12 protein-coding genes are annotated in these 12007 nt (G+C 64.8%); 7 read left to right on the top strand and 5 right to left on the bottom strand.

Annotated elements, in window-relative coordinates:
• Positions 1 to 91: 91 nt before the first annotated feature.
• Positions 92 to 1156, top strand: coding sequence for a GGDEF domain-containing protein (locus tag GJV37_RS02105; protein ID WP_170859336.1), 1065 nt, complete (start codon positions 92 to 94; stop codon positions 1154 to 1156).
• Here GJV37_RS02105 and GJV37_RS02110 read toward each other — a convergent pair.
• Together GJV37_RS02110 and GJV37_RS02115 are read right to left on the bottom strand one after the other, a co-directional pair.
• Positions 1138 to 2181, bottom strand: a complete 1044-nt coding sequence (locus GJV37_RS02110) for an acyltransferase family protein (RefSeq protein WP_170859335.1) — start codon at positions 2179 to 2181, stop codon at positions 1138 to 1140. The two genes, GJV37_RS02105 and GJV37_RS02110, sit on opposite strands and share 19 nt — an antisense overlap.
• Positions 2182 to 2268: 87 nt before the next feature.
• On the bottom strand, positions 2269 to 3453 hold the full coding sequence (locus GJV37_RS02115; RefSeq protein WP_065085772.1) for an MFS transporter: 1185 nt from the start codon (positions 3451 to 3453) through the stop codon (positions 2269 to 2271).
• 115 nt (positions 3454 to 3568) lie between these two features.
• On the opposite strand from GJV37_RS02115, the gene GJV37_RS02120 reads away from it, so the two are divergent.
• Positions 3569 to 4471, top strand: a complete 903-nt coding sequence (locus GJV37_RS02120; protein ID WP_024764604.1) for a LysR family transcriptional regulator — start codon at positions 3569 to 3571, stop codon at positions 4469 to 4471.
• Position 4472: 1 nt separating this feature from the next.
• Here the strand turns inward: GJV37_RS02120 and GJV37_RS02125 are convergent, their stop codons facing one another.
• Complete coding sequence (locus tag GJV37_RS02125) at positions 4473 to 4985, bottom strand: ankyrin repeat domain-containing protein (protein WP_170859333.1); 513 nt, start codon at positions 4983 to 4985, stop codon at positions 4473 to 4475.
• A gap of 426 nt (positions 4986 to 5411) precedes the next feature.
• Between GJV37_RS02125 and GJV37_RS02130 the strand changes: the two genes are divergently transcribed.
• The 3 genes from GJV37_RS02130 to GJV37_RS02140 are packed head-to-tail and all read left to right on the top strand — an operon-like array spanning position 5412 to position 7377.
• Positions 5412 to 6533, top strand: a complete 1122-nt coding sequence (locus GJV37_RS02130) for a beta-ketoacyl-ACP synthase III (RefSeq protein WP_024764602.1) — start codon at positions 5412 to 5414, stop codon at positions 6531 to 6533.
• A 2-nt stretch (positions 6534 to 6535) separates the two neighbouring features.
• Positions 6536 to 7144 carry an RNA polymerase sigma factor gene (locus tag GJV37_RS02135; RefSeq protein ID WP_024764601.1) on the top strand — a complete coding sequence of 203 codons (609 nt, stop codon included), beginning with the start codon at positions 6536 to 6538 and terminating at the stop codon, positions 7142 to 7144.
• Positions 7138 to 7377: an anti-sigma factor family protein gene (locus tag GJV37_RS02140; protein ID WP_170859332.1), complete on the top strand. Its 240-nt coding sequence runs from the start codon at positions 7138 to 7140 to the stop codon at positions 7375 to 7377. The genes GJV37_RS02135 and GJV37_RS02140 overlap by 7 nt, the downstream gene beginning before the upstream one ends.
• Positions 7378 to 7510: 133 nt before the next feature.
• Here GJV37_RS02140 and GJV37_RS02145 read toward each other — a convergent pair whose 3' ends face one another.
• Positions 7511 to 8425 (bottom strand): DedA family protein/thiosulfate sulfurtransferase GlpE, encoded by a 915-nt coding sequence (locus GJV37_RS02145; protein WP_193452121.1) that lies wholly within the window; start codon positions 8423 to 8425, stop codon positions 7511 to 7513.
• Positions 8426 to 8724: 299 nt separating this feature from the next.
• Here GJV37_RS02145 and GJV37_RS02150 point away from each other — a divergent pair, with 299 nt between their 5' ends.
• Positions 8725 to 10041, top strand: a complete 1317-nt coding sequence (locus GJV37_RS02150) for an OprO/OprP family phosphate-selective porin (RefSeq protein ID WP_169888875.1) — start codon at positions 8725 to 8727, stop codon at positions 10039 to 10041.
• 195 nt (positions 10042 to 10236) lie between these two features.
• Here the strand turns inward: GJV37_RS02150 and GJV37_RS02155 are convergent, their stop codons facing one another.
• The gene (locus GJV37_RS02155; RefSeq protein WP_170859330.1) at positions 10237 to 10701 is read right to left on the bottom strand and encodes a GNAT family N-acetyltransferase; all 465 of its coding nucleotides are present in this window, start codon (positions 10699 to 10701) and stop codon (positions 10237 to 10239) included.
• A gap of 145 nt (positions 10702 to 10846) precedes the next feature.
• Between GJV37_RS02155 and GJV37_RS02160 the strand changes: the two genes are divergently transcribed.
• The gene (locus GJV37_RS02160) at positions 10847 to 11986 is read left to right on the top strand and encodes an acyl-CoA dehydrogenase family protein (RefSeq protein ID WP_170859329.1); all 1140 of its coding nucleotides are present in this window, start codon (positions 10847 to 10849) and stop codon (positions 11984 to 11986) included.
• Positions 11987 to 12007 lie beyond the last annotated feature (21 nt).

Genomic DNA, 12007 nt, shown 5'->3' on the forward strand with positions numbered 1-12007 from the left:
AGTAGTCTTCAGCAAATGTGAGCCGGGCTGGAGCGCTCGGCCGCCGCCATCGAGGCCGACCCGCCGGGCGGTTGAGCCAAGGAGCAGGGCGATGCACCGCAACAGCGATCCCGACCATCTGTTCGAGTCCAGCGCCGGACCGACCGGCCTGGAGGAGGCAGACCATCGTCTGCTGATGCGGTTGATCTTTACCTGTACCGGCGCGACGCTGGGATTGTTCTCGATTCTCCAGTTCTTCGCCGGCAACTACTGGCTGGCCGGCGCCGAACTGGCCACCTGCGGCCTGCTGCTGTGGGCCACGCAGCGGCTCAAGCGGGTAACGCGCCTGGTGCCCTGGATCATCGCCTACCTGCTGCCGACCTTCTGCTTCATCCTCTACATCATCGTCATGCCCAACGCTTCGGCATCGGCCTTCGTCTGGGTCTACCTGATGCCCGTGATGGCTTACCTGCTGCTGGGCAAGTGGCGCGGCTTCCTGCTTGCCGTGCCGTTCATGCTGATCGCCACGGTCATGTACCTGCACGCCAATCACCTGCGCCTGGATGCCCCGGGATTGATCGACATCGGCAATGGCATCTTCTGTGGCGTCCTGGTGATCGCCTTCATGCACGTGTACGAGGAGCGGCGTGCGGCCGCCTACAAGCAGCTGCGGAACCTGGCGCTGACCGACGCGCTGACTGGCGTGGCCAGCCGCGAGAGTTTTCAGCGCACGTTGCGCCGTTGCATCCAGGAGGCGGCGCGCTATGAGACGCGGCTTGTGCTGGTGGTGCTGGACGTCGACCATTTCAAGAGCATCAACGACCAGTGGGGCCACGATGCCGGCGACAAGGCGCTGCAGCACCTGTGCAATCGCCTGCGCCACCGCCTGCGCGCCACCGACCTGATCGGCCGGCTGGGCGGCGAGGAATTCGGCCTGTTGCTGCCCTTCACCGACCGCTTCGACGCCAAGCCGCTGGTGGAGTCCCTGCGCCGGGATATCGACGAGGCGCCGCTGATGTACCACGGCCAACGTATCCCGATCTCCGCCACCTTCGGCCTCGCCGAATGGCCGGGCGATGGGCTGGATGCGGACGAACTGTACCGCTGCACCGACCGTCGCCTGTATCGCGGCAAGGCCGAGGGGCGCAACCGCCTGGTCTACAGCGATCCGGTCTGAGTGCGCCTGGCGGCCAGCGGCACGGCCAGGCGCGCATAGGCCGTGCGCACCTGGCGGGCCATCTTCCGTTCAACCCATTCGTAGCTCAGCCAGGACAGCAACAGGATGGCTGGCACGCTGATGCCCAGCGTCTGGTAGGGCGTCAGGCCCAGCCGTTCATGCAGCCAGTACGCGGCCAGCCAGAGCACGATCACGTGCAGCAGGTAGACCGAATAGGACCAGTCACCCAGCGCATGCAGCACCCGGTTGCGCTCGAACAGTGGTTCCAGCGCCACGCAGGCGGCGAGCAGCGCGGCGGCGGGCAGGCCCCAGGTGAGCAGGCGCCAGGGATGGTCGGCAGGGAACAGGACGATGGTCGTCACTGCCATGGCGGCTGTCGCCAGCGCCAGCGGTCGCGGCCAGTTCAGCCAGCCGCGCCGGTAAAGCGCCGCGAGGCCCAGGCCGAGGAGGAACTCGAAGATGATCGGGTTGCGGTAGAAGTTGCTGACCCACGGCTCGCGCGCCAGTACCTGCGCCACCAGCAGCACCAGTGCGGTCACCAGCCAGGGCCGCCAGCGTTCGGCAACCAGGAAGGAGAGGGCGAACAGGCCGTAGAAGAGCATCTCGAAGTTCAGCGTCCAGCCCACCGGTAGCACCGGGTACTTGCCGAAGCCGCCGGGGTTCTCGCTGGGGATGAACAGCATGGACAGCAGCAGTGACTTGCCGCCGACGCCGTAGACCGGCATCACGTCGGCGAAGGCGTAGATGATCAACGCGGTGATCGCAGTGTATAGCCAGTAGGCCGGGGCGACGCGGGCCAGGCGCTGGACCAGGAAGGTCAGTGGCGACATCGGTCGGCCGGCGCTGGAAAGGTGGATCACGAAGCCGCTGAGGACGAAGAAGATGTCGACGCCGACCTGGCCACGGGTGGAGAGCAATCTGCCGCCGAGGCTGTCGGCGCGGAAATCGAAGAACACCTGCATGAAGTGATGGAATACCACCAGCCAGGCGGCCAGTGCCCGCAGAGCCTGAAGCGAAACCAGCATGGGTGGGCGAGCCCTCCGTCTGTGGGAAAAGAAAAGGGGCGCGACAGTGCGCGCCCCTTTCCTCGACAGTGCGGATTCGCCGATCGTTCACCGTGCCTGCTGGACGGTGCCCGCCGGCAGCGCCGGGCCGCGCTCCAGGCGCAGGCAGATCAGCGCCGTGGCGATGGCCGCCACTGGCAGCAGGGCGCCGACCCAGGGCAGTGCGGCGAGGCCGGGGCCGTGGTCGATGGTCATGCCGCCGAGCCAGGCACCCAGGGCATTGCCGAGGTTGAACGCGGCGATGTTGAAACTGGCCGCCACGCTCTGGCCGGCGCCATGGGCTTTCTCCAGCACCCACATCTGCAGCGGTGGCACGGTGGCGAAGCCGGCGGCGCCGAGCAGAGCAATGAAGACGACCACGGCGATCTGGTTCTGCAGCGCAAAACTCATCAACCCCATGACCACTGCCAGTGCCACCAGGCTGCCAAGCAGGGCGGGCACCAGCCTGCGGTCGGCCAGCTTGCCGCCGAGCAGGTTGCCCAGCACCAAGCCGCCGCCGAACACCAGCAGCACCGGCGACACGGCGCTCTCGGAGAAACCGGCAAGGCGGGTCAGCAGCGGCGACACGTAGCTGAACACGGTGAACACGCCGCCGAAACCGAGCACGGTGGTCAGCAGGCCAAGCAGCACGGCCGGGCGCTTCAGCACGCGGAAATCGTCGCGCAGGTTGCCGGCCGCCGGCGGGGCGCCGTTGCGCGGCAGGTAGATCGCCAGAATCGCCAGGGCCAGCACACCGATGCCGGTCACCACCCAGAAGGCCGCACGCCAGCCATAGAGTTGGCCGAGCCAGGTGCCCAGCGGGACGCCGAGGATGGTGGCGACGGTCAGGCCGGTGAACATCAGGGCGATGGCCGAGGCGCGGCGCTCGGCCGGCACCAGGCTGGTGGCGACCACCGAGCCGACGCCGAAGAAGGTGCCGTGGGCGAAGGAGGTCAGCACCCGCGCGGCCATCAGCGTGGCGTAGTCCGGTGCCAGGGCACAGGCGAGGTTGCCGAGGGTGAAGATCACCATCAGCCCCAGCAGCGTGCGGCGCTGCGGCCAGCGCGCGGTGAGGGCGGTGAGCAGCGGCGCGCCGAGCACCACGCCCAGGGCGTAGCCGGAGATCAGCAGGCCGGCAGCGGAGATCGACACGCCGAAGTCCTGGCCGACCTCCAGCAGCAATCCCATGATCACGAATTCGGTAACGCCGATGCCAAAGGCACCGGCGGTCAAGGCATACAAGGCAATGGGCACGATGGCTCTCCCTGGCTGATTTGCATAAAGAGTGAAGAATGGGCGCCACCTTATCCCCGCGCGTATTGCTGATATAGACTGCCTTTGAGCAAATCACCTGTGAATTGAATTCAACATGGCGCGCCCTGACGTCAACCGCTTCGGCGAAATGGAAGTCTTCATCCGTGTGGTGGAAACTGGCGGTTTCACCGCCGCCGCGCAGCAGTGCGGGATGACGCCCTCGGCGGTGAGCAAGCTGGTGGCGCGCCTGGAGGATCGCCTCGGCGCGCGGCTGTTCAACCGTTCCACCCGACGCCAGCAGCTCACGGCTGAGGGCGCGGCCTTCTACGAGCGCAGCCTGCGCATCCTCGCCGACCTGGACGAAGCTGAGCGCGAAGCCTCGGCCAGCGCCGAGCCCCAGGGCCGGGTACGCATCAGTTGCAACCTGCCGGTGGGGCGGCAGTTCCTCATTCCGGCGCTGCCGCTGTTCTTCGAGCGCTACCCCGGCGTCAGCCTCGACCTGCAACTGACCGATGAAGTGGTGGACCTGCTGGAAGTGCGTGCAGACGTCGCCGTGCGCAGCGGCCCGCTGCGGGATTCGCGGCTGGTGGCGCGTTCACTGGGGGAGTCCGGGCACAAGATTGTCGCCGCACCCGAGTACCTGGCTCGGCACGGTACGCCACAGCATCCGCGTGAGCTGGACGAATACAACTGCCTGGGCTTCAGCTACCGGCGCGTCGAGCCGGACTGGCCATTTCTCGGCAAGCCGGCGGATGCCCCTGAGCCCTGCGGCAACCTGCTGGCCAGCGACGGTGACAGCGTGCGTCACCTGGCGCTGGCCGGGTTGGGGCTGGCGCGGCTGGCAGAGTTTCAGGTGCGCGGAGATATTGCTGCCGGCCGGCTGGTAGAGGTGCTGGCGGACTTCAACCCTGGTGATCGCAAGCCCATGCATGCGCTCTACCTGGGCAAGCCGGGGCACCTGCCCGCACGGGTACGCGCGGTGCTCGACTTCCTCGCCGAGCACGTGCGCATCGACTGACTCAGGCGGCTTCGAGCAGCGCCAGGGTGTCGGTTGCACCCATCATTCTTGCCGCGGCCAGCGGAGTCAGGCCGCTGGCGTCGCGAGCATCGCGGTTCGCGCCATGTTCCAGCAGGCAGCGGACAATCTCCGGACGGTTGAACATCGCGGCCATCATCAGCGCGGTCTTGCCGTCGGGCGAGGCGCCTTCCACCTGGGCGCCGCGGCCGAGCAGCAGGCGGACCATCTCCAGATCGCCCTTGAAAGCGGCGCCGGCCAGCGGTGTCTGGCCTGCATTGTTGCGCAGGTCCGGGTCGGCGCCGTGCTCCAGTAGCACGGCCGCGGTGTCGTGGTGGCCATAGTAGCTGGCCAGCATCAGCAGGCTGTCGCCCTTGTGGTTGCGCAGGTTGGCCGGCAGGCCCTGGCTCAGCAGGCTGGCCAGGCGCTCGGTGTCGCCCTGGCGGGCGAGGTCGATCACCTGGTTGGCGAATTCCAGGGTCTGTTCGTCCATTTCCGGGCGATTCGCAGCATTCATCCTGAAGTCTCCTTGGCAATGTCGGGAATGATTCGCAGGATAAGGATTCGCGCGCTCTGGCGCGCTAACGCCGTGCCTATGGTGCCGGTGGAAAAAATCAATCCCTTGCTTCAAGGCAGGCACGGCGTGATTTGCGTCTGTAATCTTGCGCAAATGCCGTCCTCGCACGGCGGCTTTTCGGCGAATTTTGCAGCATAATCAGCGACCAGCGGTTGCACCTTAGGTGAAACCGCAAACCGCCGGGCGGGCAAAGGTGCCGCCCCGGCAAGGGAGTGGCACACTGCCCGGTTGCAGGGATTGCCATCCCAGAGGCTTCGCGCAGGTCGCGCAAGCCCATGAATATTCGGTGCCGGCCAATGCGCGGGCACCTTGCTGCCTAACCCAGCTGCCCGGCCCGGCGGCTTTGAGAATTGAAGAGGATTGACCGTGCATAAAGTCGTGATCAGCGGAACCGGCCTGTATACCCCGCCGTTCAGCATCTCCAACGATGAACTGGTGGAATCCTTCAACAGCTACGTCCGCAGCTACAACGACCAGCACGCCGACGCCATTGCCAAGGGCGAAGTGGAGGCCCTCTCCGAGTCCAGCTCGGCGTTCATCGAGAAGGCTTCCGGCATCAAGAGCCGCTTCGTGGTGAACAAGGAAGGCATCCTCGACCCTCAGCGCATGGCGCCACGTATTCCGGAGCGTTCCAACGACGACTGGGGCATCCTCTGCGAGATGGCGACCGCCGCCGCGAAGCAGGCCCTACAGCGCGCCGGCCGTACTCCCGAAGACATCGACGGGGTGATCGTCGCCTGCTCCAACCTGCAGCGCGCCTACCCGGCCGTGGCCATCGAAGTGCAGGCTGCCCTGGGCATCCAGGGCTTCGGCTACGACATGAACGTCGCCTGCTCCTCGGCCACCTTCGGCATCCAGGCCGCGGTGAACAGCGTGCAGTTGGGCCAGGCCCGCGCGATCCTGATGGTCAACCCGGAGATCTGTACCGGCCACCTGAATTTCCGCGACCGCGACAGCCACTTCATTTTCGGTGACGCCGCTACCGCCGTGATCATCGAGCGCGCCGACCAGGCGACTTCCAAGCACCAGTTCGACGTAGTCAGCACCAAGCTGCTGACCCAGTTCTCCAACAACATCCGCAACAACTTCGGCTTCCTCAACCGCGCGGCGGAAGAGGGCATCGGCACTCGCGACAAGCTGTTCGTGCAGGAAGGCCGCAAGGTGTTCAAGGACGTCTGTCCGATGGTGGCCGAGCTGATCGGCGAGCACCTGGCGCAGAACGATATCCCGGTCAGCGACGTGAAGCGCTTCTGGCTGCACCAGGCCAACCTGAACATGAACCTGCTGATCACCCGCAAGCTGATCGGCCGCGACGCCGAGCCGCACGAGGCGCCGGTGATCCTCGACACCTACGCCAACACCAGCTCGGCTGGCTCGGTGATCGCCCTGCACAAGTACCAGGACGACCTGCCCGCCGGCTCCATCGGCGTGCTGAGCTCCTTCGGCGCCGGTTACTCGATCGGCAGCGTGATCCTGCGCAAGCGCTGATCGTGCCCGCCGACGACAACGAGCTGTTGTCGCGCCTGCTGGCCGGTGACCAGCAGGCCTTCCGCACCCTGGTCGCGACCTACCAGGGTGCGATGCGCGCCGTCGCCATTGCCATCGTCGGCAGCGCCCATGCCGACGAGGTGGTGCAGGACGCCTGGCTGGCCGCCGTGCGCAACCTCGATGGATTCCAGGGCCGCTCCAGCCTCAAGACCTGGCTGCTGACCATCACTGCCAACACCGCCAAATCCCGCCTGCGCAAGGTTCGTCGCGACGTTTCGCTGGACGAGCTGCCTGCGCCCCACGGCAGCATCGACGATTCCCGCTTCGCCGCCGACGGCCACTGGAGCCCGGCGCCGCTGGCGTGGCACGAGGACTCGCCCGAGGCACTGCTGGCCGAGGACGAGCTGCGCCAATGCCTGGAAAAGACCCTGCTCAGCCTCTCCGAATTGCAGCGCAGCGTGTTGCTGCTGCGTGAGCGCCAGGGCCTGGAACTGGAGGAAATCTGTAATCTGCTGGAGGTTTCGCTCTCCAATGCCAGGGTACTGCTGCACCGTGCGCGGCTGAAGGTGTTCGCCACCGTGGAGCACTTCGAGGAGACCGGGGAATGCTGACCTGCAAGGAACTGGTGGCGCGCTCCAGCGACCTGCTGGACGAACGGTTGGGCTGGCGCGAGAAGATCGCATTGCGCCGGCACCTGCTGTTGTGCCGCCACTGCCGGCGCTACCTGTGGCAGATGCGCCTGACCCAGGCGACCCTGCGCCTGCTGCCAGAACCGCCTCGCCCGGACTCGGAGCGCCTGGCTGACCATCTCGCCGAGTTTCGCCGGGACAGCGCACGGCGCTAAGAGCTTTCTGTAGGAGCGAGCTTGCTCACGAACTGGCGTTCCCAGCAGCGCCGTAGGATGGCGTTTGCCGGAGACGTCCGGGTGATGCCGATGCCTGCGGTCGCGCGCATGGCGCGCTCCGGCAGGCGACTCCTCAGCTCAGGCTTTGCGCCCGCCACGCATCCAGTCCCCCCGACAGCGCCCAGGTACGCGGATGCCCAAAAGCCTGCAGTCGCTCCGCCAGCATCGCTGCGGAAAGCTCGTGGGGGCAGGCGCAGTAGATCACCACGTCCTTGTCCTCCAGGCTGTCGCGCAACTCGTCCAGCTTCCCGTCCAGGCTGAAGGCGATGGAGCCGGGAATCGCCTCGTCATCGAATTGCGCGCGCACATCGAGGATCAGCGGCGGCTCGCCGGCGTCCAGGCGTGCGCGCAGCTCATCGACGCTGATGCGTGGAATCCGCGCGGTGCGCTTGAGCAGGCTGAAGCGCTGCCAGAGCTTCCAGGCGATGAACAGCGCGAAGGCGCCCAGCAGCACCGCTACACCAAGGCTCGCGTACTCGGTGAGCCATCCCAGGACACGGTCCACGGCATCGCTGAAGATGCTCCCGAGCATCAGCGCCGAGCCCGCCCAGAGCGCGGCGCCGGCACAGTCGTACGCAAGGAAGCGTGCCAGCGGCGTGCGGGTCATGCCGGCCATGGTGGTGGTCAGCGCGCTGGCACCGGGGAGGAATCGCGAGATCAGCAGCGCCCGCGGACCGATGCGCAGGTACAGGCTCTGGCTCTGGCGGATGCAACTGTCAGGTGACAGCGAAACCTTGCACACGCTGCGCAGCATGAAGCCGCCATAGCGTCGCCCGGCGCTGAACCAGATCAAGTCGGCAATCAGGCAGGCGCACACGGCCACGGCCAGCGCCTGCCCCAATGGAACGCCGCTTCCCTGCAGGGCAAGCGCTCCGGCGACGATCAACGCCGGATAGGCGGGAATCGGCAAGCCGAGTTGTTCCAGCAGGACGTTGAAGAACAGCAGCGTCAGGCCGTGCTGCTGGATCAAGGGTTGCAGTTCATGCATGGGCAAGCCTGAAGGCGCTGTCGTTCAGAAGTGAGGTCGGAGCATACCGCCAAAGAGGCCGAAAGAAACGGCTGAAAGCCTAGTCGGGCGCGGTCCTGAGCCTTTATGCAATAAGGAAATCAAAAGTTCCTTTGTAATAAAAGTTTTATCTACGAGCAACCGATCTGAAATAACCCCTCGCCAAGATTCCCAGCAACACAAACGGGGGCCGCCAGAACGGCCTGTGCGAGTCCTTGGGGGGCGCGCAGCAGCCAGGCACTCGGCGTGTTCAACGCAAATACCATTAAGGGGAATCTTCGATGATCCGTAAGCACTTCGCCGGTTACGCCGCCACTGCCCTGGCACTGGCCGTTTCCGCCCAGGCTTTCGCAGGCACAGTCACCACCGATGGCGCCGATATCGTTATCAAGACCAAGGGCGGTCTTGAAGTCGGTACCACCGACAAGGAGTTCAGCTTCAAGCTCGGTGGCCGTCTGCAAGCGGATTACAGCCGCTTCGATGGGTTCTACACCAAGAACGGCAACAACGGTGACGGCGCCTATTTCCGCCGCGCCTACCTGGAACTGGGCGGCACTGTCTACAAAGACTGGAAATACCAGATCAACTACGACATGTCCCACAACTCCGGTAACGCTGACAACGGCTACTTCGACGAGGCTTCCTTCAGCTACACCGGCTTCGCTCCGGTAACACTGAAGTTCGGCCGTTTCGACCCGGACTTCGGTCTGGAGAAAGCCACCAGCTCCAAGTGGGTGACCGCCACCGAGCGTACCAGCGCCTACGAACTGGCTGACTGGATCAACACCCACCAGGATGGCATGGGGGCCCAGGTTGGCGGCGTCGTCGCCAACATGGCCTACCTGGACGCCGGCGTATATGCCAAGGACGCCGACGACACCGACGGCGACAGCGTCAAGCAGTTCAACTTCCGCGGCGTGTTCGCTCCGCTGAACACCGACGGCAACGTCCTGCATGTCGGCCTGGATTACGCCTACCGTGACCTGAACGACACCGCCTTCGATTCCCGCATCCGTCCGCGTCTGGGCATGCGTGGTATCGCCACCAACGGCGGTAACGACGCTGGCGACAATGGCAACCGCGCGACCTTCGGCGGCGCCACCCTGAGCCCGGCCGGTTCCTACAAGGACGACTCCACCTGGGGCGCAGAATTCGCCTACGCCTTCGGCCCGTTCTCCGCTCAGGCCGAATACCTGAAGCGCAAGCTGAAGGCTGATGCCGATGCCTTCCAGGACATCAAGGCTGACGGCTACTACGGCCAACTGGCCTACACCATCACCGGCGAATCCCGCGTTTACAAGCTCGATGGCGCCAAGTTCGACACCATCAAGCCGGCCAACAAGGAAATCGGTGCCTGGGAAGTCTTCTACCGCTACGACCACATCAAGGTCGATGACCCGAACGTGGTCGTGGCTACCGCCACCCGCGACGTGGGCGACACCAAGGCCAGCACCAACACCATCGGTGTGAACTGGTACGCCAACGAAGCCGTGAAGGTCTCCCTGGACTACGTTCACGTCAGTACCGATGGCATCCGCAACGCCAACGGTGACGACGACGGCAACGGTGTCGTGACCCGCCTGCAGTACGTGTTCTAAGAACTACAGCAATACCGTTTGACTCCTTTGTGTGAACCCCCGCCCCGGCGGGGGTTTTTTATGCGAGCCGGGAAATTGCTTCTTTATGAACGCCGAACATCCCGATTGCGCGGGAGCGATTTGCCCTCGATCGGCTCGCTTCACGTCGAGAATGAAATCATCCCGGGCGGAGTCCACTACAGCACCCTTGCCGGATCAGCGGAGCAAGGGGCCCGCCGGGCGCCGGCGGAATTCGAACTCGAGCAGCTCATCGAACGGATTGCCCATTTCCAGTCGTGTCCAGCCCAGCTTGATGAGGAAGGCCAGCGCCCCCAGGTTGTCCGGCCTCACGCTGGCGCGCCACAAGGGGTTGCTCTGCAGTTCCGCTCGGCTCATCACCAGCGCCATCACCGCGCGCCCAACACCTGAACCACGCAACTCCGGGCGCACGGCGAGATCGGTGACGAAATAGTACGGATGGTCGGAGTTGGGCAGGCAAATCCCCACAACCGCCACCAGCAGATCGCCGCGCAGGATGCTGTACAGGACTCTGTCCGGAGCGTTCAGCAGCTGTTCCAGCCATTCACGGTCCATCGGGCCAAGCTGCGCAAAGAGCACGGGGTCGGCGAACCAGCTTTCGTACGGCGGGAAGTCTTCCGTCTGGAAAGGGCGAATCTGCATGCGGGCGCTCTCCGGTGCAGCTTTGGGATATTTCACACTCGCATCTGCTGGGCGATTGCGTCAATCGACCCTGAGCGCTCGCGTCATTGAGGCCGCGCGCGGCCAGCACCTACCCTGCGGGCACTCAACCCACCGGGAGTCGACCATGCTGCGCAATCACTTCGAGACCGAACACAACCTGTTCCGCGATGCGTTCCGATCCTTCCTCAACAAGGAAGTGGTGCCTCACCAGGAGGAATGGGAGGAAGCCGGCGTGGTGGACCGCAGTGTCTGGCGTAAGGCGGGGGAGATGGGCTTCCTGCTGCCCTGGGCGGAAGAGGAATACGGTGGATCCGCTCTGAAGGATTTTCGCTACGAACAGATCATGTGTGAGGAATTGGCTGCCATCAACGAGCCGGGTTTCATGATCCCGTTGCATTCGGCGCTGTGCGGCCCCTACATCGCCGAGTACGGCAATGCCGAGCAGAAGGCCCGCTGGTTACCGGGGATCATTCGTGGCGAAAGCATCCTGGCGGTGGCGATGACTGAGCCGTCGGCCGGCTCGGACCTGGCTGGCATGTGCACCACGGCGGTGGACAAGGGGGACCATTTCGTCCTCAACGGCTCCAAGGTGTTCATCTCCAACGGCCTGCTGGCGGACCTGGTGATAGTCGCGGCGAAGACTGATCCTTCGAACAAGCACGCCATGGGGCTGTTCGTGGTTGAACGTGGCATGGAAGGCTTCGAGCGCGGGCGCAATCTGAAGAAACTGGGCATGAAGAGCCAGGACACCGCCGAGCTGTTCTTCAACAACGTGAAAGTGCCGAAGGAAAATCTGCTGGGCGACGCCAAGGGCGGTTTCTTCTACTTGATGAACATGCTGGCCCAGGAACGCCTGACCAACGCCTGTGGCGCGGTGGCCGGCGCCGAGGCCGCGCTGAACGCGACCGTCGACTACGTGAAGGAGCGCAAGGCGTTCGATCGCCCGATCGCGCACTTCCAGAACACCCGCTTCAAGCTCGCCGAGATGCGTACGCAGATCGACGTGGCGCAGGTCTTCACCGACCGTTGCGTAATGGACCACAACCAGAAGAAGCTCACTCCCGAAGTGGCCGCCGAGGCCAAGCTGTTCACCACCGAACTGCTCTGCAAGGTGGTGGATGAGGGCGTGCAACTGCACGGTGGCTGGGGTTACATGTGGGAGTATCCGATCTGCAAGATGTACGCGAACGCGCGCATCCAGCGCATTTTCGCCGGTACTTCGGAGATCATGAAAGAGATCATCAGCCGCGGCATGAAGCTCTGAGGCGCGGCGCCCACGCATCGA

It is taken from the genome of Pseudomonas nitroreducens (genome assembly GCF_010994165.1).
Taxonomy (GTDB): domain Bacteria; phylum Pseudomonadota; class Gammaproteobacteria; order Pseudomonadales; family Pseudomonadaceae; genus Pseudomonas; species Pseudomonas nitroreducens.